15 protein-coding genes are annotated in these 24,813 nt (G+C 73.1%); 7 read left to right on the top strand and 8 right to left on the bottom strand.

Annotated elements, in window-relative coordinates; translation table 11 throughout:
• Positions 1–62 precede the first annotated feature (62 nt).
• The 8 genes from FBY41_RS22150 to FBY41_RS22115 form a co-directional block, all read right to left on the bottom strand.
• Positions 63–6,404 carry an Ig-like domain-containing protein gene (locus FBY41_RS22150; protein WP_141847284.1) on the bottom strand — a complete coding sequence of 2,114 codons (6,342 nt, stop codon included), beginning with the start codon at positions 6,402–6,404 and terminating at the stop codon, positions 63–65.
• On the bottom strand, positions 6,401–7,249 hold the full coding sequence (locus FBY41_RS22145) for a hypothetical protein (RefSeq protein WP_375869898.1): 849 nt from the start codon (positions 7,247–7,249) through the stop codon (positions 6,401–6,403). The genes FBY41_RS22150 and FBY41_RS22145 overlap by 4 nt, the downstream gene beginning before the upstream one ends.
• A 199-nt stretch (positions 7,250–7,448) precedes the next feature.
• Positions 7,449–9,296, bottom strand: a complete 1,848-nt coding sequence (locus FBY41_RS22140) for a serine/threonine-protein kinase (protein ID WP_141847282.1) — start codon at positions 9,294–9,296, stop codon at positions 7,449–7,451.
• Positions 9,296–11,419: an FHA domain-containing protein gene (locus tag FBY41_RS22135; protein ID WP_141847280.1), complete on the bottom strand. Its 2,124-nt coding sequence runs from the start codon at positions 11,417–11,419 to the stop codon at positions 9,296–9,298. The genes FBY41_RS22140 and FBY41_RS22135 overlap by 1 nt, the downstream gene beginning before the upstream one ends.
• Before the next feature lie 3 nt (positions 11,420–11,422).
• Positions 11,423–12,235: a PP2C family protein-serine/threonine phosphatase gene (locus tag FBY41_RS22130; protein WP_141847278.1), complete on the bottom strand. Its 813-nt coding sequence runs from the start codon at positions 12,233–12,235 to the stop codon at positions 11,423–11,425.
• Entirely contained in the window at positions 12,232–12,738 is a 507-nt protein-coding gene (locus FBY41_RS22125) for a hypothetical protein (RefSeq protein ID WP_141847276.1), read from the bottom strand. Before FBY41_RS22125 ends, FBY41_RS22130 begins: the two co-directional genes overlap by 4 nt.
• A 209-nt stretch (positions 12,739–12,947) precedes the next feature.
• Complete coding sequence (locus FBY41_RS22120; protein WP_141847274.1) at positions 12,948–13,910, bottom strand: aldo/keto reductase; 963 nt, start codon at positions 13,908–13,910, stop codon at positions 12,948–12,950.
• Between the two features lie 42 nt (positions 13,911–13,952).
• Complete coding sequence (locus tag FBY41_RS22115) at positions 13,953–15,431, bottom strand: CCA tRNA nucleotidyltransferase (RefSeq protein WP_260439974.1); 1,479 nt, start codon at positions 15,429–15,431, stop codon at positions 13,953–13,955.
• Between the two features lie 277 nt (positions 15,432–15,708).
• Between FBY41_RS22115 and FBY41_RS22110 the strand changes: the two genes are divergently transcribed.
• The 7 genes from FBY41_RS22110 to trxB all read left to right on the top strand — a co-directional run bounded on the left by FBY41_RS22110 (position 15,709) and on the right by trxB (position 24,783).
• A complete protein-coding gene (locus FBY41_RS22110) occupies positions 15,709–16,920 on the top strand; it encodes an IS110 family transposase (RefSeq protein WP_141847470.1) in 1,212 nt (403 codons plus the stop codon).
• Between the two features lie 210 nt (positions 16,921–17,130).
• Complete coding sequence (locus FBY41_RS22105; RefSeq protein ID WP_141823804.1) at positions 17,131–17,616, top strand: NUDIX hydrolase; 486 nt, start codon at positions 17,131–17,133, stop codon at positions 17,614–17,616.
• Complete coding sequence (locus tag FBY41_RS22100; RefSeq protein WP_260439973.1) at positions 17,613–19,949, top strand: DUF6049 family protein; 2,337 nt, start codon at positions 17,613–17,615, stop codon at positions 19,947–19,949. The genes FBY41_RS22105 and FBY41_RS22100 overlap by 4 nt, the downstream gene beginning before the upstream one ends.
• 68 nt (positions 19,950–20,017) lie before the next feature.
• Positions 20,018–22,024, top strand: coding sequence for a protein kinase family protein (locus FBY41_RS23550; protein WP_185749214.1), 2,007 nt, complete (start codon positions 20,018–20,020; stop codon positions 22,022–22,024).
• Positions 22,025–22,026: 2 nt separating this feature from the next.
• Positions 22,027–22,599 (top strand): RNA polymerase sigma factor SigM, encoded by a 573-nt coding sequence (sigM, locus tag FBY41_RS22090; RefSeq protein ID WP_375869897.1) that lies wholly within the window; start codon positions 22,027–22,029, stop codon positions 22,597–22,599.
• A 204-nt stretch (positions 22,600–22,803) separates the two neighbouring features.
• Positions 22,804–23,601: a hypothetical protein gene (locus tag FBY41_RS22085; RefSeq protein ID WP_141847270.1), complete on the top strand. Its 798-nt coding sequence runs from the start codon at positions 22,804–22,806 to the stop codon at positions 23,599–23,601.
• A 135-nt stretch (positions 23,602–23,736) separates the two neighbouring features.
• A complete protein-coding gene (gene trxB, locus FBY41_RS22080; RefSeq protein WP_141847268.1) occupies positions 23,737–24,783 on the top strand; it encodes a thioredoxin-disulfide reductase in 1,047 nt (348 codons plus the stop codon).
• Positions 24,784–24,813 lie beyond the last annotated feature (30 nt).

Below are 24,813 nucleotides of genomic sequence, written 5' to 3'. Positions count from 1 at the left end.
AGGGTTTTCGCAGAGGTCTGGGTGTTCCGGGCCGTGCCGGGTGGTGCGGGGGCGGGTGCGGGTCAGCCCCACGGGTTGCGGACGCCACGTGGCGAGTAGGTCTTGCCGTCGGCGCCCTTTCCGGTGCAGGTGACGCTCACCCAGCCGCCGGAGAAGCCGTAGAACTTCGTCGACTGGTTGGCGCCGTTCTGGGGCGCGATGCGCCAGCCGCTGCCGTCGTCGGGGTCGGGCCACCCGCCGTCACTGCTGTCGACCGCGCAGCTGATCGCGCCGGAGAAGTTCGACAGCCGGTAGGCGACGAAGTTGCAGTTCGAGCCGCACTGCACGCCGTTGTCCATGCGGCACCCGCTCGTGGCCCCGCACTGGGCGCCCTTGTAGACCGCGTCGACCGACGGCCTGGGCGCCGAGTTCGTCGTGCCGGTGATCGAGGTCCACGGCCCCCACCCGGCATCGGTCGCGAAGGCTCGCACCCGGATGGTGCGGGTCGTGTCGAAGTTCAGTCCGCCGATCGTCGTCGACTCGCGCGAGGCCCCGAAGGTCTCGCTCTTGTCACCGGCGACCTCGTAGCGGGTGATGTCGCGGCCGTTGAAGGCGGGCACGTTCCACGTGAAGGTGATGCTGTTGTCGTCGTGCCGCTCGCCCGGGTTGCGGATGGCGTTCGTCGGTCCGTAGGCCTGGAAGGCGACGTTGTTCGACCACGGCGAGCACCGCCCGGCGACGTTGCACGCCTGGATGTCCATCGACTGGCTGCTGATGCCGAGGTTGCCGGCGGTGCCGCCGGAGCAGCCTGCCGAGCAGTCCCACGACCCGGAGCGGCCCCCGCTCGCGCGCCAGTTGACCTTGTCGTAGCCGCGCGACCGGGAGTCGCCGAGCGTGAAGCTCGCGTTGGCCTTGTAGTCGGGGTTCGGCGTCGAGACGGCGCGCAGGCTCGGGGTCTGCGGTATGCCGTCCGCGACGTAGGAGCTGAAGTTGGCCTGGTCGCTCGTGGCCGGCCCCCCGTTGGTGGCCGTGACGACGTACTCGAGCTTCTGGCCCTGGTAGGGCACGGTGTCGCTGCTGACGCGCGAGGCACCGCCCGACACCGTGTCGATGAGGGTCCACGCCCCGCCGCCGCTGCGCCGGTAGACCTCGTACTTCGTGATCGGCGGACCGTTGGCGTCGGTCGCGGGCCACGAGATGGCCACCTGCGCGTTGGCAGCGCCGGGCACCGGCTCCCGCGGGTTGAGGGTTGGTGCCGGGACTGCTGCCGGCTTGCCGAAGGACTGCGCCTTGACCTCGGGACCGAAGGGTCCCCAGCCGGCCTCGTTCCTCGCCTGCACGCGCACCGTGTAGGCGTCGTTGTTGATGAGGCCCGAGACGTCCTTCGTCGTCGTCGGCGCCGGGACGGCCTGGATGCCGCCGCCACCGGCGCCGCCGCCGATGTTGGTCCACTGGACGCGGTACTCGAGGATCGCGCTGCCCTTGTTGGGCGGCGGGGTCCAGCTGACCGAGAGCTTGCGGTCACCGGGGGTGATGTCGGCGATCGCGGTGGCCTCAGGCTTCGTGTCGGGCCGAGCCGTGTTGCTCGGCGGGCTGGCGTCGGACCACCCGACGCCGTTGCGGCTACGGACGGTGAAGGTGTAGTCCTTGCCGTTCGTCAGGCCGTCGATGGTGCACGGGCTCGACGGGCAGGCTCGCGGGCCGCCACCGGGACCGATCGCCGTCACCTCGTACTCAAGGATCGGCAGGCCGCCGTCATAGGCCGGGGGACGGAAGTCGACCCGCGCGCTGCTGCCGAGCACGCGGTCCGGGACCGCCGACGGGGCCGCGCTCGCGTCCGGCTTGCTCCGCACCGTCACCGTCACCTCACCGAGGGCGGGCGAGCGCCCCGGGGCGTCGGTGACCGAGACGGAGACCCGGGCGTCGCCGCGAGCCGTGTCCGAGGCGGCGATGGTCAGCTGGCACCCGTTCTGGCTCGCGGACACCCCGACGCCGCTCGCGACGCTGCTCGAGGCGATCGCGCACTGCGGCGCGCTCAGCGGGCTGTCGAGGTACTGCGCGAGGTTCACGGTGCGGCTCGTGCCCGCGATGAGGCCCTCGACCTTTGCCGGTCGGAGCGTCGCGAGCGGCGGAGCGCTCGTGACCCGGACGCGGATCGGGAACGACTCGGCCCCGCCGCGCGCCCTGACCGAGACCGCTCCGGTCGCGCCGGCCTGGGCCGCGGGTTGGGCCTTGAGGACGACCTGCCGGCCACCGGCCCCCTGCTGGGTGAGGTCGACCCGGTCGATCGCCGGGTCCCACGCAGCCTCGAACTGGGCCGACCCCTGGTCGATGCCGTCGGGCCACCACACCCGGCACAGCCGGGTGATGTCGACCGTGCGAGCCGGACCGTCTGCGGCCAGCACCACCTCGTGGTCGGGGCATCGGAGCACGGGCACCTCCCGCCCGATCTGGACGCGGATCGTCACATAGGCCTTCTGTGCCGAGGTGTCGCCCTGGCCGGTCGCGTTCGTCACCTGGAGCATCAGAGCCGCCGGGCCGACGTAGCCGCCGGTCGAGGTGAGCGTGAGATCGGAGGCGGACGTGACCTCGACCTGCAGGTTGTCGGCAGGCGAGGTCGAGACGGTCTCGGGCGAGGTCACCGTGACCTTGCCTCCCCGCGGGTCGGCGACGTAGTCGCCGAGTGCGACCTTGACGGTCGAGTCGGTGCCCATCGTGATGGTCTTGCCGTCGACGGCGTAGGGCAGGCCGTTGCTCCCCGCGGGCACGTAGATGAGCGCCATGGCGACGGCGCCGTCGGCGTCCTCGATGACGTACGGCACGACCCGGGCCTGGGGCCGCAGCTGGATGCGCAGCTTCCTGCCCTCGGCGCTCACGCCATCGCCGACGAACTTCGTGATCCTCAGGCTGGCGCGGTCGCCGTCGAGGTCGCGGTCGTTGGCGAGCGCGTCGACGAGGACCGAGGTCTCCCCCTGCTTCGCCGTCGCCGTGTCGTCGACGGCGATGGGCGGGTTGTTGAAGTCCTTCTGGCCGCGCACGGTCAGCGTCGACCGGGACGCGTCGAAGAGCCCGTCGGTGATGCCGTAGGTGAGAACCTTCGCCTTGTCCTCCTGCGGTGCGACGACCTTGAACGAGTCGTCCTTCTGCCGCTGGAAGTCGGCCAGCACGTCGTCGTCGTTGAGCTTGGCAAAGTCCTCGAACGTCACGGAGTCGCCGGCCCCGACGAGGTCGTTCGCGAGCAGGTCGGCGTGGACGGTGCGGCCCGGCGCGGCCACGATGTCGTCCTCGACGGCGACGGGCGGCTGCGGGTCACCGGGCTGCACGACCCCGACGCGGATGAAGCCCTCGCTCGACAGGCCGAAGCGGTCGCGCAGCTGGTAGCGGATGACCTCGGTGCCGGAGCTTCGCGGATAGGCCTCGTAGCGGATCGTCGCCGCACCGAAGCCGAGCACGCGACCGAGCTCGAGGTCGACGGCCCGGCCGTCCTCACCGACGATGCCGCCGACGAAGGCGAGGTCGCCGTCGGGGTCGACGCCACTGGTGGGGACGGTGATGGCGAGGGTGTCGCCGGCGGTGACGCTCGCGGAGAAGCTGCGGGCGGTCGGGGGCTGGTTGGGCCGCTTCACCGCGTCGGGCAGCGGGTTGATCGTCACCTGGATGCGGCCGGTCACCGACCGGGCACGCAGGCCCTCGGGGTAGGTCGCGTACTCGAGGATCGCCGTCCGGGGGCCGGTCATCTCGGCCTGCTCTGGCACGTAGCGCACGACCGTTCCGGAGGCGAAGGCCTGCCCGCCACCGGAGACGACCTTGACGGCGGCGGGGTCGAGCTTGAGGGGGATGCCCTCGCTCATCGAGTCGTTGTCGAGCGCCGCGATGGTGACGGCGTCGCCCTCCCGCACGGTGGCCACGTCGTCGACGACGGTCGGCAGCACCTTCTCCTTCGGCTGGGGCTTCTGCACGACGGACAGCTGGCCGACGGCGGTCTTCGTGCCGTCGCTGATGGTGTAGCTGACGACGCCGCGGCGGGCCGTGTCGCCGTTCGCCGGAGCCGTCGCCTCGACGCGGACCCACCGGCCCTGCACGATCGAGGCACGCAGCCACGGCGCGTCGGTGACGACGCGCTGCACGACGAGGACGTCACTGCGGGGGCTGTAGTCGTTGGAGAGCACGTCGGCGACGACCGGGGTCTGGCCGCGCAGCACGGCGCTGTCGGGCGATGCGACGGGGGGCAGGTCGCCGTTCTGGGCGGGCAGGATGTCGACGCGCACGCGACCGACACTGACCCCGGAGCCGACCTGGGCGGCATACGTGATCGTCGTCGTGCCCGGCGACTGGCCGGTGACGGTGAGCACGTTGGTGTCGAGGTTGGTGTCGATGGTCAGCTGACCGGGGCCGCGGACGGCCTGGGCGAGACGCATCCGCGCCTGCGGGTCGGTGGGGTCGGCGCCGGCGATGTCGTTGCCGAGCGGCTGGAGCTGCACCGGCTTGCCGACGACGCCGCGCAGGACGTCGGGCTGGGTGCGCGGCGGCACCGCCTTGGTCTCGTCCTCGGAGAGCACGTCGAGGGTGACGGTCGCGGGCGTGGAGCCGCCGCGCCCGTCGTCGACGACGTAGTCGACGACCTGCTGGCCCTTGTCACCACGCGCCCTGATCGTCAGGGCGCCCGAGCCGTCGACGCCGGTCGTCACGGGGTCGCCCGCCGACACCTGGATGGGGTCGTTCTCGGCATCGCGCCAGTCGGCGACGACGCCGACGCGCACGGGGTTGCCCGCCACGACGGGGTAGGTCGCCGAGGCGAGCTTGCCCTGCCCCGCGCGCAGCTTCGGCGGGGTGTTGACCCCGGTGCCGACGACCTTGACCGTGACCTTGGCGGTCGCCCGGCCGTTCTTGGCCGTCGTGCCGTTGTTGACGGTGTAGTCGAACGAGAACGTGTCGGAGGCCGGCTCGTCCGGCACGGTGACCTGGACGGTCTGCCCGTCGGCCGAGGCGCTCGTCGCCACCGCGTCGATGCTCGCCCGTCCGACGTCGCCCGGCGAGATGGCGAGGATCGAGCCCTGGCTGTCGGAGTCGTTGTCGAGCACGTGGAGCGTCGAGGTGCGACCTGGCCGCACCTGCATGACGTCGTTCTGGGCCTTGGGCGGGGTCTTGCTCTGCTCGTCGTCGACGAGGTTCTCGTCCTTCTTCGTGTTCTTGTCGTCGGTCGTCGGCGGCGGGATGACGGAGTCCCAGTTGTCGATCTTGACCTGGTCGCGGTCGACGTCCCACACGGCCCCGGAGTCGAGGTCGTTGAGCACGATGAGACCGCGGTTGACGCGCAGCTTGACGCCGTCGGTGCGCACGCCCTTCTTCATCGCGCCGAGGTCGGCCGTGTCGCTGTCGCCCGGTGAGCCGCAGTTGCGCCCGTAGTAGGCGTTGGCCGGGCCGGCCCATGCCGCGTGGATGCACGACGCGAGGCGCACCGGCTGCGAGAGGAAGAGCTGCCGGCCGGGGCTGCCCTGCGAGAGCGTGACGCCGCCGCTCGGGGGTGCGTCCCCAGTCAGCGGCACCTGGGTGAGGCGCGCCTCGTCCTGCACGAGCACGCTCGTCGCGTCGGGGCCGGGCTGCTGGAGCGCCGCGTATGCCGGGGTGCCGGGCTGGGTGCCCCCGACGGAGAGCTGCTCGGGCTGGGGCAGGGTGTCGGACCAGAGCCTGCCGCTGCCGGAGTCCCACACCACCCAGTGGTCGCCGACCGCGGTGACCTGGGCCGACTTCGACGTGAAGCCGAGCGTGGTGGTGACGGGCTTGGCGAAGCCCGTGCCCTCGGGCCGGAGCACCGAGACGGTGCCCTTCTCGGCCGAGAGGGCATAGACGCTCCCGTCGACCCCGACGGCCACGGCGGCGTTGCCGCCGACCCTGGCGAGCGGCTTGGCCTGCGTCTGGAGGGCGTCGAGGCTCGAGACCCCGGTGCCGGTCTGCACGCGCTGGGCCTTGAGGGCGCCGGTCGCCGGGTCGATCATCGCGACGGTGCCTCCGCGCAGGTCGACGACCGGGGCGGTGAAGACGCGGTTGCCGGTCGCGGTGCTCGCCTTGGGCAGCGAGACGGCCTGCTCGGCGGCGAGCGTGCCGGCCATCGGGTCGATCGGCATGATCTGGTTGGCCGCCCGCGACAGCCCGATGACCGCCGCCCCGTCCTGGAGCACGTCGAGTCCGGAGTCGTTGGAGGTCTCGTCGAGGATGCCGAGGTCGAGCTGGGCGGCGGCCTTGTTGATGCGGCCGTAGCGCGACTGCTCGCTGCTCGTGACCCAGACGCCGCCGTCGTTGAGGTCGGCCTTGCGCACGACCTCGCCCTCGCTCCTCGTGGCCACCCAGACCAGCAGCCCGGCGACGAGCGCGACGACGACGGTCGAGACGACTCCGATCCGTCGCTTCGTGGCGGCGGTGCTCATGATCTCCCCTGTTCGGCCGCGACCACCCGGGTCGGATCGGCCACCTGGCTCGGTGCGGTGCGTGTGGTGCGTGCGCTGCCGGTGGTGGTGTTGGTGGTGGTGGTGCTGCTCGTTGCGACGTCGCCATCGGCAGCGCCGAGGAGGGCGAGGTCGTCCTCGGTGACGAGCTTGGTCGAGAGGGCGTGCTCGACGAGGCGCGCCTTGCGGCCGGTCGCGAGCTTGCCGACGCCGCCGTGGAGCCCTCGGGTGCCCGCGTCGGCGAGCTTCTGGCAGACGTTGTCGAGCTTGCGGTTGAAGCGGGTGAGGGCCCAGCCGAGCCGCTCGGCGGCCGCGGCCGACGACGGGATCTGGCTCGTGCCGGCCTCGCGGCGCAGGAGGAACGGCTCGCAGAGGGCCACGACGAGCAGCTTCTGATCGGGGGTCAGCGACACCCGCCCGACCGTCGCGGCACCGGCGTCGTCGGCAGCGCCGTCGGCGCCGGCCTCGGGAGGCTCGGAGGTGACCGAGCGGAAGGCCGGGCTCGCGACGTGGATCTCGAAGTCGTAGGTCGTCGGCCCGGCGGTGAACCACACGACGAGGGTCTTCATGGCGAGCGGGATGCGGGCGCCGGGGCTCAGCCAGGCCTGGAAGAGGCCCTGGTCGTCGGCGACCGTGGCGGTCAGCGTGGAGCCGGTGTTGCTCAGCCACCAGAAGCCGTTGTCGAAGGAGATGACGAGGAAGGTGCGGTGCAGGTAGGGGTTGTCGTCGACCTCGAGGTCGCCGGAGCGACCGATGGTCAGGCCGGTCTCCGGTGACACGGAGTGCTCCTCGCCGCAGAACACGACTGTCACCTTGCTGTGGATCACGATCAGGTCCCCTGTTTCCCTGTCGACTGCGCGTCAGCGCTCGATGGTCGGTGCTACGTCACGATGGTTGCGTCACGACGGGCTTCGTCACGGTGGCCGGGCGGCCTCAGGTCAGCCTCGTGCCGCCCGCGGGGCGGCCTCGTGCAGAAGCCCCCACTCCACGCGCCTGCACGATTGACGCCGTTTTTTGCTCGTTTGTCTACTGCGGAGTCTCACATTCCGGCTCGGAGGCGGGCGAGGACTGCCCGGAGCGCACGGCGATGACGACGGCGCACACGGGTGATCCGGCGGGTGCCTTGACGGCATACGTCGGTGTCTTGGACCCCACTCGCCTGGCGCGGTCGGGGTTGTCGGCATCGGACGGCGTGGACCCGAGGTAGACCCGGAAGGTGTCTCCCGCGGCCGCCTCGGGATAGGTCCAGGTGAAGGTGACGACGCCCTTGCCGGAGCGGGCGGCGACGGCCGGCTTCGTGAAGAGTCCGTCGGGCACGGCCGCGGTGTCGGCCGGCATCGAGACCGTCGGGCTCGGCGCGAGCTCGTCGCCGTTCGCCGCGGTGCTGCTCGCCGACGGGCGGAGCAGGAGGAAGGCCACGATGCCGAGCAGCACCACCACTCCCGCGGCGAGCGCCCACACGACGAACGGGCGTGAGAACGGGTTCGATTGCGCCCCGGTGCGTTCCGACGTCGCTGCGCCGGCGGCGTCTGCGGAGACAGCGGGGGCCCGCCGCACCGTGGCACCGTCGGAGTGATCGGAGGCGACGCCGTGCCGGGCGTCGAGCGGTGCCGTGTGGCTCGTCGTGGGCTCGGTCGTCGCACGCGACCTCACCGAGCCGGCCGCGTCGTAGGGGCCCGGCGCCGCGCCCGGGCTGCCGGGCGGACCGGGAGCCGGGATCGGCATCGGCGCCGGTGAGAGCCGACCCGCTGCGGGCTCGAGGCCACGACGGCGCGTCTCGTCATCGACGTCGGCATCACCGGCGCGTCCGCTCGCCGGCGGCGCCGGGGGCGGCGGGGGCGGCGGGAGCATCGGCTGGGCGTGGACGGTCTGGGGGGCCTTGACCCGCGTGCGGTCGTCGTCCTCGGTCGTGCGTCCGGTCGGCGACCCCTGGGTCTGGCTGACGAGCGTCGTGTGACCCTGCTCGTCGAGCACGACGATCGGGGTGCGGGCAAGGCGCTGGTGCTGCTCGACGGCCTGGAGCGCCCGCGCGAGCTCGAGCGCGGTCGCGGGCCGCTGGGTCGGGTCCTTCGCCATCGCCTGCGCGAGGAGGCGCTCGAGCCCCGCCGGCACGTCGGGGCGGCCGGTCGGCGGCGGCGGGGTGCTGCGGATCCGCGGCATCAGCGCATACGCCGAGTTGTCACCGCCGGGCACCTCGAAGGGCGAGCGCCCGACGAGCAGCTGCCACAGCGTGGCCGCGAGGGAGTAGACGTCGGCGCGCTCGTCGCCGTTGCTCCGTCCGTAGAGCACCTCCGGCGGCGCCCAGGGCACGGAGACGCCGACATCGTCGGTGGCCTCGGGCGGGGCGTCACCGTCGCGCGCACCCCGCCCAGCGATGCCGAAGTCGGTGAGTCCCGGTGCGCCGTAGGCGCTGACGAGGACGTTGGCCGGCTTGATGTCGCGGTGGGTGATGTGGGCCCGGTGGGCGGTCTCGACCGCGCTCGCGAGCTGGATGCCGGTGCGCAGCACCTCCTCGACGGAGAAGCGCTCCGCTCGAGCCCGCATCGCGAGGTTGGGCGGCGGGTAGTACTTCATGACGAGGTAGGGGCGGCCGTCGTCGGAGGTGCCGGCGCGGAAGACCTGGACGATGTAGGGGTGGTCGCCGAGGGCGGCCATCGTGTCGGCCTCCTCGACGAACTGCTGGCGCAGCGTGTCGGTGAGCCCCTCGGCCTTGAGCACCTTGACCGCCACAGGCATCCGCGGGCTCTGCTGCTCGTAGAGGAAGACGTCGGCGTAGCCGCCGGACCCGAGCGGCTGCACGAAGACGAGGCCCGGGATCTTCGGCGGCGTGCGGGGTGTGGCGCGCCCGGCCGCAGAGCGTCTCGGCCCGGCCATCAGGGCGCCGCCTCGAAGACGAAGGAGACCTCGTCGGCCATCGACACGAGCGAGCCTGCCTCGAGCACCTGCTGGTCGTTCGCGCGCAGCCGCACCGGGGCCTCTCCGGGCAGGGCCACGGTCGTGCCGTTCGTCGTGCCGAGGTCGCGGATCAGCACGTGCCAGCCCTCGAGGACGACCTCGACGTGGTTGCGTGAGACGTCGCGCTCCGGGCTCGGCACCTTGACGACGTGCGGGCGGTCGGCCGCGGTGTGGCCCTCGGCGAGCCGCGGTGCGCGCCCGAGCAGCACGCTGCGGTCGAGCGTCACGACGTCGCCGGTCGACAGGCGCAGCACCCCGAGCGGGGGTCGCGGCATCGTGAACGCCTCCTGCGGCGGGATGCCCGAACCGCACACCCGGCAGTGGTCACTGTGCGGCGGCGTCGGGTGACCCGACGAGCACAGGACGGCGAGGACGCTCGGGCCGGTGGAGACCTGGCTGCGGGCTGCCTCGCGCGCCTGGATCAGGGCGCTGCGGTCGACGGTCAGCTCGGCCTCGTCGTCGGTCGCGGGGTCCGCGCTTGGCACGGCGACGGACGGATCGTTCTGTGCCACAACGTCCGTCGCAGGCCGGGTGGGCGGCGGTGGGCCGGTCGTGATGATCGGCGCTGCCGTCGGGGGGCGCGTGCCGGGCGGGGGCACGATCGCCGGGGGCAGCAGCGTCGGCGCCGGCGGCGGCGTATGCCGTCCGGCGAAGGTCGCCACCTCCGGCTCGGGCTCCGTCGGCTCGGCCGGTGCAGCGCCTGCGGCGGGCGTCGGGAGCGAGGCCGCAGGCGTGGCCCACGGGACGGACGAGATGAGTCCGCCCTCGGGCGAGCCCGGCTCGGCCACGGTCGGCGGAGCTGGAGGCGGAGGCGGTGCGACCACTGAGGGCGCCTGCACGACAAGGGAGCTCGCGCCGCTCGACCCGACGTGGGGCGAGGCAGAGGTGCCGGGCAGTCCGTCGAGCGCTGGCTCGGCGGTGCCCTCCGGAGGGTCGACCTGCTCGTCTGCCTCGGACTCGTCGTCCTCGGTCGGCGCTTCGAGCTCGGCAAGGACGCGGCGGTGCTCGTCGACGGTCGTCGTGTGACCGAAGAGGTAGTCGTAGCTCGGCGGCGCGCTGCCGTCCGTGCCTGGTGCGGTGGCGGTGTCGCCTGCGTCGGTCGCGGCGCGAGGCGCTGCGACGGCCGGCTTCGGGGCGGGCTCGGGGGCGGGCTCGGCGGCGGGCTCGGGGGCGGACTCGACGAGTGAACGTGCGGACAGCGTCGACTCGACGTCGAGGGGCGGCCGCTCCGGCGTCGGCACAGGCTCCGGTCGCGGGGCCTCGGCCGCTGGTGCCGGGGCCGCCGGGGTCGTGAGCGCGGGCGCGGGAGGCGCCGGGGCTACCGGCGTCACGGGCGTCACCGGCGTCACCGGCGTCACCGGCGTCACCGGCGTCACCGGCGAGGCTGCCGGAGTGTGCTGGGCCCAGCTGCGCTGCCAGGGTGAGCTCGTCGGTGCGCCTGCGGCCGTCGAGCTGCCGAAGGTCGGGACACCCGTGGCGGGCCGCTCGGCCTTGGCCGGCGAGCTCTCCTGTGCCACGGGGCGATTCGCCTGCTCCTCGGCTCCGGAGCCGGGCGGCGAGGGTGCGGGAGGCACGGGCTCCACGGCGACGGGTGCGGCCGGCTGGGCAGACGCGGCTGCACCACCCAGGGTGACCGCCGACGTCTGCTCCAGCGCCTGCTTCGCCTCGGTCTCGTCGAGCACGCGCAACCGCACGTGGGCCGGGTGCTCGGCGAGTTCGAGGTCGGTCCAGACCCGCTGGCTCGCGGCGCGCACCTCGTGCTCGGAGCCGTCGGGCAGCGTCACCGTCGCAGCCACGGGTCCGAAGGCGACGAGCCGGGTGCGCGGCTGCCAGTGCACCCCGACGAAGTGACGGGCGCTGCGCATGCCCCCGGAGGTCAGCACGTCGATGACGTCGTCGAGGTCACCACCGTCGGCGGCGTCGCTCGCGACGAGCGTCTGCTCGTCGTCCTCGTCGAGGCCGATGAGCAGGTGCATGCCGGGCCCCCCGATGTGCGTCCAGCCGTCGGGGGCCCAGTCGACGACAACCGACGGACCACTCACCTGCTATGCCCTGCTCTCCCCTGTCGAGCCGTTCACCTGGTCGCGGGGGGTGGTGTCCTCGTCGATGTCGAGGTCGAGGTCGTCCCCCGGCGACCGCACGACGATAGCAGTCACGTTGTCGCGGCCCCCGGCTTCGACGGCGGCCTTCACGAGCGCCTGCGCGGCGGCGTCGGCGTGGGGGTGCTCGGCGAGGATCTCCTCGATGCGCTCGCGCGACAGCTCGTTGGACAGTCCGTCGGAGCAGATGACGAAGGCCTCGCCCGGATAGGGCGGGAAGACCCAGGTGTCGACGGTCGCCATCGGCTCGCGTCCCAGCGACCGGGTGACGATGTTGCGAGCGGGGTGGCGTGCGGCCTGCTCGGGCGTGAGGAGGCCGCGCTCGACGAGCTCCCACACCTCGGAGTGGTCGGCCGTGACCTGGCTCAGCTCGCCGTCGATGCTCCGGTAGACCCGCGAGTCGCCGACGTTGAAGACGGCCCAGTGGCGAGAGCCGCCGACCGAGACGACGGCGAGCCCGGCGGCGGTCGTGCCCATGCCGGTCTGCTCGGGGTGGCGGGCAGCGGACTCGAGGATGCGCCGGTTGGCCTCGGCGAGCTGCGCGACGATGTCGCGCACCTGGAGGTTCGGCCGGGCGGCGAGCTCGATGAGGGCGTCGGCGGCGATGCGGCTCGCGACCTCTCCCGCAGCGTGGCCGCCCATGCCGTCGGCGACGACGTGGACGGTGCCCTCGGACGCCGCGGTGTCCTCGTTGTGCGGGCGCACGCGGCCGACGTCGGTGGCGAGGCCCACCTCGACGGAGTGCACGGTGCCGCTCATGCGCCGTGCTCCTGCGTCCCGGCAGCCGGCGCCGCCCACGGCTGCACCCGCACCGTCGTCAGCACGCCGCGGACGAGGTCGTAGTCGGCCTCGGCATCCGCGCCGCCGACGGCTCCCGTCAGCTGCACGAGGTATGCCGTCTCGCCGGCTCCCGCGACATGGAAGAGGTTGGCGCCCAGCACCCTCTCGACCTCGGGGTCTGGCCAGGTGGCATCGCACCCGACGAAGTGCGCCCCGCCCAGCTCGGCGGCATACGGCTCGGAGACACCGCCCCCGCGAGCGGCGGCGAGGGTCCTGACCTGCTCGAGCGAGCCCTCGATCGCGTGGTCGCGCGCGCAGGGCTCGAGGGTCACGACGACGTTGGGGCAGAAGCCCTCGTCTCGCGGCAGGCGGGCGGCGAGCATCGTGCCCGGGGCGTGCACGGGCTCCCACCCGTCGTCGACCTCGAGAGTCACCGACGGCGGGCCCGGGAAGTCGGGGCTCGGGTAGGCCAGCGTGCTCATGGGATCCTCTGGGGTCTGGGAGTCGCTCCTGCTCGTGACAGTCAGGGGCGCGGTCAGTCAACCATCGTGACCCGCTGCTGTCAGATCGGCGACCGTGCTCGGAGCCATCCTCGAGCCTAGGTCGCGACGGTGACCGCCGCGATGGGGAGAACTCCCCGTCGCGGCCGTCGGCGTCACGGCCCCGGGGCCTCTCGCCCCGGGCCCCGCGGTCAGAAGCGCTCGCGCAGGCTGTCGACGAACGTGCGCCCCGCCGAGACGGGCGCGAAGGCCTGCGCAGCGGCGGTGAGCGCCTCCTGCTCGTCGGGCCGCAGCTCGAGGTCGGCCGCGGCGACGTTGAACTCGAGCTGCTCGACGCTCGAGGCCCCGGGGATGACGACGACCTGCGACAGGCCCAGCAGCCACGCGAGGGCGACCTGGGCCGGCTTGGCGCCGTGGGCATGGGCGACCTGCCTCACCACCTCGAGGAGGGGCGCGATGCGCCGGAGGTTCTCGGTGCCGAAGAGCGGGTTGGCCGCGCGCACCCCGCTCGGGCGGTGGTCGACGCCGTACTTCCCACCGAGCAGCCCCTGGGCCAGCGGGCTGTAGGCGATGACGATGCGGTCCTCGCGCTGCGCGAAGGGCACGAGGTCCTCGAGCGGCGCCGGGGTCGCCAGCGAGAACTGCACCTGGTTGCTGACGACGGGCCGGCCCAGCGCGGCGTCGGCCTTGCGCCAGCGGTCGAGGGAGTAGTTCGATACGCCGACGGCGCCGATGCGACCCTCGTCGAGCATCGGCGTCATGCCGCGCATGATGACGCTGTCGGGCACGAACGGGTTGGGTTGGTGCACCTGGTAGAGCGGGATGCGGGGCAGCCGGAGCCGGATGGCGCTCGCGTGCGCGCGGTTCCTCACGATCGGCGGGAACGGCGCGATGGGGAAGAGCTTCGTCGCCACGACGGCGGAGTGGCGGTCCTCGCCCAGCGCCTCGGAGAGGATGCGCTCGCTGCGGCCGAAGGCATACATCTCGGCGGTGTCGAAGAGGGTCACCCCCAGCGCGAGCGCACGCCGCACGATGTCGTGGGCTGCGCGGTCGGCGTAGTCGTCGCCGTAGCCCCACTCGCGGGCACCGAACTGCCAGGTGCCCAGGCCGACCCTGCTGACGAGGCCGAGGCCGGGGACGTCGAGATATCTCATGCCCCCACCATGCCCCCTCGCGGCCGCTCGGTCACGGGCAGCTCACTCGGAGCGGGCGGCCCACCACGCGAGCAGCTTGGCGCGCGCGGCGTCCTTGCCGATGAGCCCCTCGTCGAGGCGCACCGACAGCAGGTAGCTGTAAGCCTGCCCGAGCACCGGGCCCGGCCTGATGCCGAGAGCCGCGGCGATCTCGTTGCCGTCGAGCTCGGGGCGCACCTTGCCGAGCTCCTCCTCGGCGGCGAGGCGCTCGATCCGCTTCTCGAGGTCGTCGTAGGCGCGGGAGAGCCGCTGCGCCTTGCGGGCGTTGCGGGTCGTGCAGTCGGAGCGCGTGAGCCGGTGGAGCCGGGGCAGGAGCGGGCCGGCGTCGGTGGCGTAGCGGCGCACGGCCGAGTCGGTCCACTGCCCGTCGCCGTAGCCGTGGAAGCGCAGGTGCAGCTCGACGAGCCGCGCCACCTGCTTGGTCGTGTCCTTGTCGAAGCGCATGGCCTTGAGCCGCTTGCTGACGAGCTTGGCCCCGACGAGCTCGTGGTGGTGGAAGGAGACCCCGCCGCCGGGCTCGAAGCGCCGGGTCGCGGGCTTGCCGATGTCGTGCAGGAGCGCGGCGAGGCGCAGCACGAGGTCGGGCCCCGGAACCGACTCCGGTGGGCCGTCGGGCGGGCCCTCGAGGTCGATGGCCTGCTCGAGGACGATGAGCGAGTGGTCGTAGACGTCCTTGTGCCGGTGGTGCTCGTCGACCTCGAGCCGCAGGGCGGGCAGCTCGGGCAGGAAGACGTCGGCGAGGCCGGTGTCGACGAGCAGGGTGAGCCCGACCCGCGGCCGGGGAGCGAGGAGCAGCTTGCTGAACTCCTCGCGCACCCGCTCGGCCGAGATCATCTCGAGCGTCGCCGCCCGCTCGGTCATCGCGGCGCGCACCTGCGGCGCGACGTCGAAGCCGAGCTGGGCGCTGAAGCGCGCGGCCCGCATCATCCGCAGCGGGTCGTCGGCGAAGGACTCCTCAGGTGCGGCCGGCGTCATGAGGCGCCGGTCGACGAGGTCGTCGAGGCCGCCGTGCACGTCGACGAACTCGAGGCTCGGCAGCCGGATCGCCATGGCGTTGACGGCGAAGTCGCGCCGCACGAGGTCGCCCTCGAGGGTGTCGCCGAACATCACCTCGGGCTTGCGTGAGGTCCGGTCGTAGACGTCGGCCCGGTAGGTCGTGATCTCGAGCTGGAGCGGGCCCTTGCGCAGCCCGATCGTGCCGAAGTCACGCCCGATGTCCCAGTGCGCGTCGGCCCAGCGGGCGCCGACCTCGAGGATCTCGTCGGGGCGGGCGTCGGTCGTGAAGTCGAGGTCGGGCGAGACCCGCCCGAGGAAGGCGTCGCGCACCGGGCCGCCGACGAGGGCCAGCTCGTGCCCGGCGGCCGCGAAGAGCTCGCCGAGCTCGGTGAGCATCGGCAGCACCGGGGCGAGCCGCACGACCGCTGCTTCGAGCAGGGGGCGGTGCGCCGTCGTCGCGGCAGGGCTGAGGGGTCGATCAGGCACCAGGTCAGCCTAATGGGGGTGTTGTTCTCCCTCTTTCGACGTGTGATCGGGGGTGGGAGGCTGTTTGGCCGAGCCGTTGGTCGGTGAACACCACCTCAGCCTGAGGCGCTGATCTCTACGCCTAGATCGTGTCCCGACCGGCGGGGAGGTCGCCCGACGAGTGCTGATGGGATGTCGTGCCCCCAGCGGTGGTGAGCACTGATCCATTAGGTCGCTACCGGGGCGATCCCGGCTCAGTGTCCGCAGTGTGTCGATCGAGGTGAAGGAGGTGGTCGCGTTGATCTTCGTCGGCAACGACTGGGCCGAGGATCACCACGACGTCCATGTCATGAACGAGGCGGGCAGCAAGCTTGCCGCCCGGCGACTACCCGAGGGCGTGGCTGGGGTCAGCGCCTTTCACGCGCTGCTCGCCGAGCACGCCGGTGACCCGCACGAGGTGGCCGTCGGAATCGAGACCGACCACGGGCTGTGGGTCGCGTCGCTGGTCGCGGCCGGGTACCGGGTGTACGCGGTCAACCCCAAGGCGGTGGCCCGCTACCGCGACCGGCACCACGTCGGCGGCGGCAAGTCCGACCCCGGGGACGCGAAGGTCCTGGCCGACCTGGTCCGCACCGACGCCCACAACCATCGCGTCGTGGCCGGCGACAGCGACCAGGTGCAGGCCATCAAGATCCTGGCCCGTGCCCAGCAGTCGATGGTGTGGCTGCGCAGCCGGGAGACCAACCGGCTGCGGAACGCGCTGCGGGAGTTCTACCCCGCGGCGTTGACAGCGTTTCAGGACCTGCACGACCACGACGCCCTCGCGGTCCTGACCCGGGCCCCGGATCCTGACAGGGCGGCCCGGCTGACCCGCTCCCAGCTCACAGCGGCCCTGCGCGCTGGCGGCCGACGACGCAACCTGCACACCACCACCGAGCGGATCCACGCGGTGCTGCACACCCAGCAGCTGCACGCACCCGAGGCGACCGCAGCCGCGTACGCGAGCGTGGTCACCGCCCAGGTCGGGGTCATCACCGCGATCAACACCCAGCTCGCCCAGCTCGAGGCGCAGCTGGAAGCCACTTTTGAGCAGCACCCGGACGCCGACATCCTTCTCTCGCTGCCAGGCCTGAGTGACGTCCTCGGCGCCCGGGTGCTCGGCGAGTTCGGAGACGACCCCGAACGCTTCACCGACACCAAGTCTCGCAGGAACTACGCCGGGACCTCCCCGATCACGATCGCCTCAGGCAAGAAACGCGCGGTCCTGGCCCGACACGCCCGCAACACTCGCCTGTACGACGCACTCGACCAGTGGGCCTTCTGCTCCCTCAAGCCCAGCCCAGGAGCCCGCGCCTACTACGACCAACGCCGCGCCGCAGGCGACACCCACCACCAAGCCCTACGCGCCCTGGCCAACCGATGGGTCGGCATCCTGCACGGCTGCCTCAAACACCGAACCCCCTACGACGAACACACCGCATGGGCACACCGCCAACCCGTCGCCGCTTGACACGCCACGACGCTGGGATATCTAGGCGAGCGGGCGCACCCGCAGACCGAGGTACGCCGCCGTGCCGGGTCCCGCACGAGCGCTGTGGCCGCCGGGGCAGCGGCGCAGCGGGGCCGCGGCAGACGGGAGGGGGCCGGACGGCATACGGGAGGCGGCGTGGGAGCGACTCGACGAAGGCGGCGACGGGGACAACCCGGTTATGGTGGCGAGGTGAGCGCGCAGCCCCTCCCCACCCCGGTGCAGGGGAGGCGTCTGCCCGCGGTCGAGGAGCGCTCCGCGGGGGGCATCGTCGTCGACGTCAAGGACGGCTGCGCCCTCATCGCCATCATCGCGCGACGCAACCGGGCGGGCCGCATCGAGTGGTGCCTGCCCAAGGGGCACGTGGAGCCGGGCGAGACACTCGTCGAGACGGCGGCGCGCGAGGTCGCCGAGGAGACCGGCATCGTCGGGCGGGTGCTCGTCGAGCTCGGCACGATCGACTACTGGTTCGCGACGTCGACCAAGCGCGTGCACAAGTACGTCCACCACTACCTGCTCGAGGCCCTCGGCGGCGAGCTCTCCATCGAGAACGACCCCGACCACGAGGCGATCGACGTCGCCTGGATGCGTCTCGACGAGGTGCACCGCCGCCTGACCTTCCCCAACGAGCGTCGCATCGCCCAGACGGCCTGGAACCGGCTGGCAGGCACGGCGTGACCAGCGGGAGGTGGCGGCGTCCGGGCACCCGGGGGCGCCGCGAGCGGCCGCGTGTCGTGGCCGCCGTCTTCGTCGTCCTGCTCGTCCTGCTCGGCGTGCCGGTCGGCGGCTCGGCAGGGGCAGTCGCGCCTCTCCAGCCCGTCCCGTCGCTGACCCCGGCGGTCAAGCCGGACCGCACGCGGGCACTCGTCACGCTGACGAAGGTCACCCCGACGGTCGTGGCGCCCGGCACCGACGTGACCGTCACGGGTGTCGTCACCGCCCCCCTGACCGGGCCGCTCACGGCCCCCACCGTGCAGGTGCGCCTCGGCTCGAGGGACATCACGACGCGTCCGGCACTCGACGACTGGGCGTCGGGGCGCACGACGAACTCGGGTCGCCGGGTGGCCGAGACCACCCTCGCGGACATCGCGGCCGGCGACGAGGCGCCCTTCAGCGTCGTCGTGCCTGCCGCCGAGCTGCGCAACCCCGACGCCTTCGCCGCGCTGCCGATCTCGGTCGAGGTCGTGCAGCAGGGCGCCTCGGCCGCGATCGGGATGACCCGCACCTTCCTCGCGTGGAACTCCCGCAAGGAGTTCGAGCCGATCCAGGTCGCGACGCTCATGCCGGTCACCCTCGACCCTGTCGTCGAGCTCTTCTCGCAGGAGCAGGCGGTGCGCGACGCGGCCTGGTCGAAGGTCATCGGTCCGGGCTCACGCCTCGGCCGCCTCGTCGAGGGCACGAAGGGCTCGCCGGTGACGCTGGCCGTCGACCCCGCCGTCTTCGGCCCGGCCGTCGAGGCCGTGCGGCCGGGCACCAGCGGGTCAACGGGGTCCACCGTCACTCCGACGACCACTCCGACGACCACTCCGACGGGCACGACGTCCTCCGCACCCTCGACCACCCCGGCTCCCCCGTCCGGCACCCCGAGCGCGACGCCGTCAGTGGGCGCGACCACGGACGCCGGCGGGACGGGCCAGGCGGCCGGGCCCGACGCCGTGGTGTCCGACCTCGCGGACCAGCTGGCCGCCGACCTGCGCGGCCGCCCGGTCATCGCACTGCCCTATGCGGACGCCGACGTCGCGGCGAGCGGCGCGATCAACCCGGCCGACCCACCGGTGCGCGCCCTCGTCGGCCGCTCGTCGCTCGTCGCCGAGGAGCTCGGCTCGGCGGCACGGGGCGACATCGCCTGGCCGGTCGACGGCCTGCTGCCGAACGGCCGCGAGAAGCAGCTGAAGGCGATCTGGGCCGGCTCGACCGTCAAGAAGGTCGCGGGCATCGTCGTCGACCAGCGCGCCATCACTGCGGACTCCCCCTACACCCCGACCGCACGACGGGTGGCTGCGGGCGGCACGCGCCTGCTCGGCTACGACGCCCGCCTCTCGGCCCTGCTGCCCAGGCGCAGCGATCCGACGCCGGTGCTCTCGACCCAGCGCTACCTCGCCGAGTCGCTCGTGCTGCTCGGTGAGCGGGCCGGGACCCCGCGCTCGGCACTCGTCGTGGCGCCGCGCACCTACGACACCGACCCGCGCGCCCTGTCCACCTTCCTCGAGGCCACCTCGAACGTGCCGTGGCTCGAGCCCGTCGACGCGACGAGCCTGCTCACCGACCGCAGCTCCGAGCGGGCGGTGGCCCAGCAGCGTCCGGCCCAGGCCCCGCCGTCGGCGGCACCCGCCCCGACCCTGACGACCGCGCGCCTGGCCCAGATGGCGACCCAGCGCTCGACGATGCTCTCCGTCTCGGAGGTGCTCGCGAACGGCGACGTCGTCGCCGCCACGTACGGCGAGCTGCTCGATGAGCTGACGAGCGCCCGTTGGCGGTGGAACCGGGCGGGCTGGACGACCCTCGGCACCTCCGTCTCCGCCGACATCACCGCCGCGACCCGGGCGATCCGCGTGGTCCCGCGCAGCGTCAACCTGTTCGCCGAGCGCGGCACCCTCCAGGTGACGGTCGTCAACGGCCTCGACGACGTCGTCGAGAACATCCGGCTCCTGCTCGTGCCCAACAACCCGCGCATCCAGATCGTCGAGCAGCCGGGCCCGATCACGATCCAGCCGGGGTCACGCGCCATCGTGCCGGTGCAGGTGGCGGCGGTCGCCGCCGGCAAGGTCGAGATCATGGCCTACCTCACGACGGCCGACGGCACCGTCATCGGCACCCCGGCGGCGATCCGCGTCCAGGCCAACCCGCTCGACTCGACGATCTACTGGGCCGGCGGCACGCTCATCGGGATCGTGCTCCTCGCCGGCATCGCGCGCACCGTGCTCCGGGGCACGTCGCGCATCGACGAGATCGAGGACATCGAGGCGGTCACCGCCGCACACGCCGCCGGCGAGGATCTGGATCCGCGCTGATTCCGCCTAGGATGACGGGCAAACCCAGCAGCATCGCTGGCCGCGTCCACATCAGGGAGGGGTGACGCATGCAAGGGGTTGGACCCGGAACACTTCTCGGTGGGCGGTATGCCGTCACCCTGCGCACGTCGGAGGCGCCCTCGCACGAGCGCTGGCGCGCGAGTGACCACACCCTCGAACGCGAGGTCGTCCTCGTCTGCTTCCCGGCGTCGTCATCGATCGCCGCCGCCGTCCTCGACGCAGCGCGCCGGGCCGCCGGCGTGGAGGACCCGCGCCTCGTCCGGGTGCTCGACGTCGGCACCGACCAGGGCGTCGCCTTCGTCGTCGAGGAGCCGCTCACCGGCGCCGTGCCCCTCTCGCACCTGCTGCAGTCGGGCGGCCTCTCCGCCGAGGAGGTGCGCCGGCTCACCGGCGAGGCCGCGAGCGCCCTCGACAAGGCGAGCCACCGCGGGCTGCACCACCTCGCCCTCACCCCCAGCACCGTGCTGCGCATGCCCGACGGCGCCGTCAAGGTGCGCGGCCTCGCGACCGAGGCCGTGCTCACCGGGGCCGACCGCATCTCCGACGAGCAGGCCTCCCGCGCTGACGCCGTCGGGCTCGTCAAGGTCGCGTATGCCGGCCTCACCGGTCGCTGGCCCGCCGTGTCGGTCGATGACGGCCTCGTCGGCCCCGGCCCCGCTGCCGGCACCGGGCTCGAGAACGCACCACCCGTCGTGGGCGGCGTTGCCGCTCCCTCCGAGATCGCCACCGGGGTGCCCAACGACCTCGACCTCATCTGTCGCATGACCCTGAGCAGCCGTGGTGGCCGGCGCGGACCGCTGTCGCCCGGCGACCTCGCCCTCCAGATCGCACCGTGGGCGTCCGGTCCGCCGCAGTCCGACGGAGCGAGCGGCATCCGCCTGCCCGCGCCGCGCGCGTCGGCCGGCTCGACCCGGGTCCTGCCCGCCGTCGGTGCTGCCGGTGCCGCCGGTGCTGCCGGTGCCGCCGGTGCTGCTGCCAGGGGTGCTGCCGGAGCGGGGGCTGCTCGGTCCGCTGCCGGCTCCACCGACGTCATCCCTGCTGTCGGCAGCGGTGATCAGACCCAGGCCTTCCCGAGCGGAGCGCCGGGCGCCGGCGTGGGAGCTGCCGGGGCTGCTGGTGCTGCCGGCGCAGGTGCCTCGAGTGGCACGGGAGGCACGGCCGGCCTCGCCGCCGCCGGAGCTGCGGCCGCCGGCGCGGCAGCGGCCATCGGTGACCGGGTCGGCTCGTTCGCCCGGGCCGCCGCCGACAAGGCCGCCGCCCGCGCCGCAGAGCGCCGGGCCGCCCACTCGGCGCACGACGACTACGACGGTGAGGAGATCGCCCTCGTCGACGCACTCGACGAGGCGCCCGACACCGACCTCGAGCCGCCCCTGCCCGTCTTCGGCCGCGACGCCCCCGAGCGACCGTCGGGCGCCCAGTCGCGCATCGCGCTGGCGATCGTCGGGGTGCTCGTCATCGTGGCCCTCGTCATCGGCATCAACAACGTCGCCAAGATCGGCAAGAGCGACGGCGACACGGTCGCCGGCCCCGTCGTGACCGTCACGGCGACCCGTTCGGCCTCGAGCAGCGCGGCCCCGACGACGAGCGAGCCGGCCCCGACGTCGTCGTCCGCGCCGCCCGCCGCCCCCGTCTCCATCGTCGGCGGCACCGGCTACGACGAGCAGGACGGCACCGAGGCCGACCAGAACGTCAAGAAGGTCTACGACGGCGATCCGAGCACCGGCTGGAGGTCGCGGTGGTACGGCAGCCCCACCTACAACGGCGACAAGGAGGGCCTCGGGGTCATCCTCACCCTGAGCCAGCCGACGGCCGTCAGCGAGGTCGACCTCGTCCTGCCGGCGAAGCAGAACGTCACGGTCTACCTCACGAACGGCACCTCGCGCAGCGGTGCGCAGGAGGTGGGCTCGGCCAAGGGCGCCGAGGGCACGGTGACGATCAAGGCCTCGAAGAAGCTCGAGCCGGGCACGACGCTCATCGTCTTCGTCACGAAGGCGGCCGCCGCCGAGTCGCCGACCCGCTACCGAGCCCAGATCAACGAAGTGACGGTGCGCTGACCGTGCCGGTCGCCGAGCCGGGCGAGCGCCCGCCCGGTGGCATCGACGGCCTCAGCGATGCGGAGCTGCTCCGGCTGCACGTCGAGGGCCATGACGCGGCCTTCGGTGAGATCTTCCGCCGGCACAAGGACCGGATGTGGGCGGTCGCCCTGCGCACCGTGCGTGACCCGGAGCTCGCCGCCGACTGCGTGCAGGACGCCTTCATCGCCGCCTACCGCCGCGCCGGGTCGTTCCGCGGCGAGGCCGCCGTGACGACCTGGCTGCACCGCATCGTCGTCAACGCCTGTCTCGACCGTCTGCGCCGGCGCCGGCCGACGAGCGAGCTGCCGGAGTTCGGGCTCGCCGACCGGCACGACGACCACGCCTCCACGGAGGTGCGCCTCGACATCGAGAAGGCCCTCGCGAAGCTCCCCGAGGGACAACGCGCCGCGCTCGTCCTCGTCGACATGCACGCGGTGCCGGTGGCCGAGGCGGCCGCCATCCTCGGTGTCGCCGAGGGCACCATCAAGTCGCGGTGCGCCCGTGGTCGGGCGGCCCTCGCCGACCACCTCGGACTCGTCGTCAAGCCCCGGTGAGCACTTCCGGTGAGCACGCTGGGGCGCACCCGTGAGCGCAGCGCCGGGCGCCGCGAGCGACAGAAGCGCAATGGGCCGGCGAACGGTGGAACCCCGGAGGGCCACGCGTCGTCGGAGACGCGGCGACCGGCATACCCCGGTGGGTCCGGCCTGCCGACCCCGAGCCCCTGAACCACCCGAGACATCGCACGAAGGACCTCACCCGTGGACGAGTCCGACCACCCCACCCCGCCCGGCCGACCCGACGAGCCGGCCGCCCTCGACATCCCCCTCGACCCCGAGGTCGAGGCCCGGGTCAGGGCCCTGCTCGCCGACGCCGGTCACGGTGCGGGCGCCGCAGCGATGCCGAGCACCGTCTCGGACCGGATCACGGCCGCCCTGGCCGACGAGGCCCGGCTGCGCGTCAGCCGCGGCCCTCTCGCCGGCCCGGGTGACGAGGCCGACACCGGCGGCGCCGGCGCGGACGTCGTGCCGCTCGGGAGCCGTCGGCGGCAGCGACCGTGGGTCGCCGTCGCAGCGGTCGCGGCCGCGGCGGCCGTCGTGGCCGTGGGCGCATCGGCGCTGCACGTCACGAAGCGGCCGAGCCCGGCCGCCGTCGTCGCGGCCGACACGCCGACCGGCGCAACGACCACCACGACGACCAGCGCCAGCCCTGCGCCGGTGGGCAACCCGCACATCCAGCTGAGCACGACCGACTACCGAGCGAGCACCTTCGGCACGCAGGCACGCGACCTGCTCGACCACCCGGGCACGCCCCTGCCCGACCTCGCGGCCGAGTCCCCCTCGCTGGGGCCGATCGCGACCCCTGTCGGGCTGGCCTCGTGCCTCGACGCGATCGGGGCGGGCGCCGGGGCGGTCAGCCTCGACCTCGCGACCTTCGAGGGGAAGCCCGCCGCAGTCATCGTCGTGACCCGCGACGGCACGAGCACGGCGTATGCCGTCGAGCGCAGCTGCGCACCCGGCACCGTCACCGCCCTGGCAGGCGCCACCCCGGTCCCCTGAGCGCCTGCGTGCTCGTGCACCCGGGCGTGGGAACATCGACCGCCTAGGATCGGTTGAGGCCTATGCAGCCACGAACCAACCGGTGTGCCGGCAGGTCGGGCCGCGATCCCGAGAGCAGCAAACAGGAGCACCACCATGTCCGACGTCCGCAACGTCATCATCATCGGCTCCGGCCCCGCCGGCTACACGGCCGCCGTCTACGCCGCCCGCGCGAACCTCGCCCCGCTCGTCTTCGAGGGTGCCGTCACGGCAGGCGGCGCGCTGATGAACACCACCGAGGTCGAGAACTTCCCCGGTTTCAAGGACGGCATCATGGGCCCCGACCTCATGGACGGCATGCGTGCCCAGGCCGAGCGCTTCGGTGCCGAGCTCGTCACCGACGACGTGACGGCCGTCGACCTCACCGGCGAGATCAAGACGGTGACCGACAGCGAGGGCACGGTCCACCGGGCCCGCTCCGTCATCCTCGCCATGGGCTCGGCCTACCGCGAGCTCGGCCTGCCCCGTGAGAAGGAGCTCTCCGGCCACGGCGTGTCGTGGTGCGCGACCTGTGACGGCTTCTTCTTCCGCGACCAGGACATCGCTGTCGTCGGCGGTGGCGACTCCGCCATCGAGGAGGCAACCTTCCTGACGAAGTTCGCCCGCACCGTGACGATCATCCACCGCCGCTCCGAGCTGCGGGCCAGCAAGATCATGGCCGACCGCGCCTTCGGCAACGACAAGATCCGCTTCGCGTGGAACTCCGAGGTCGCGCAGATCCACGGCGAGGGCAAGCTGAGCGGCGTCACCCTGCGCGACACCGTCACCGGCGAGACGAGCGAGCTGGCCGTCACCGGCCTGTTCGTCGCGATCGGCCACGACCCGCGCAACGAGCTCCTGAAGACGGGCGACGTCGACCAGGTCGCACTTGACGACGCCGGCTACGTGCTCGTCGACGGGCGCTCCACCCGCACCAACGTGCCCGGTGTCTTCGCCTCCGGCGACCTCGTCGACCACACCTACCGGCAGGCGATCACCGCGGCCGGCTCCGGCTGTGCGGCCGCCCTCGACGCCGAGCACTACCTCGCCGCGCTCGAGGACACCTCGAGCCCCGAGGCTGCAGCCGCTGAGGCGGCCGTGATCGACGAGACCGACTCCGGCGAGATCCCCGCTCCCGCGGCCACCGTCGGCGCCTCCGCGTAACCTCGACGCCAGACCCAGCAGACCCACCCA

The sequence above is a fragment of the Humibacillus xanthopallidus genome (assembly GCF_006716675.1).
In the GTDB taxonomy this organism is placed as follows: Bacteria; Actinomycetota; Actinomycetes; order Actinomycetales; family Dermatophilaceae; genus Humibacillus; species Humibacillus xanthopallidus_B.
The sequence above is the reverse complement of the archived record's forward strand: the minus strand, read 5'-3'. Positions and strand labels throughout refer to the sequence as shown.

Coding starts and splice junctions, on each gene's coding strand:
- FBY41_RS22150 (WP_141847284.1), bottom strand. CDS start 6,404: ATGAGCACCGCCGCCACGAAGCGACGGATCGGAGTCGTCTCGACCGTC.
- FBY41_RS22120 (WP_141847274.1), bottom strand. CDS start 13,910: ATGAGATATCTCGACGTCCCCGGCCTCGGCCTCGTCAGCAGGGTCGGC.
- trxB (WP_141847268.1), top strand. CDS start 23,737: ATGTCCGACGTCCGCAACGTCATCATCATCGGCTCCGGCCCCGCCGGC.
- FBY41_RS22140 (WP_141847282.1), bottom strand. CDS start 9,296: ATGGCCGGGCCGAGACGCTCTGCGGCCGGGCGCGCCACACCCCGCACG.
- FBY41_RS22125 (WP_141847276.1), bottom strand. CDS start 12,738: ATGAGCACGCTGGCCTACCCGAGCCCCGACTTCCCGGGCCCGCCGTCG.
- FBY41_RS22130 (WP_141847278.1), bottom strand. CDS start 12,235: ATGAGCGGCACCGTGCACTCCGTCGAGGTGGGCCTCGCCACCGACGTC.
- FBY41_RS23550 (WP_185749214.1), top strand. CDS start 20,018: ATGCAAGGGGTTGGACCCGGAACACTTCTCGGTGGGCGGTATGCCGTC.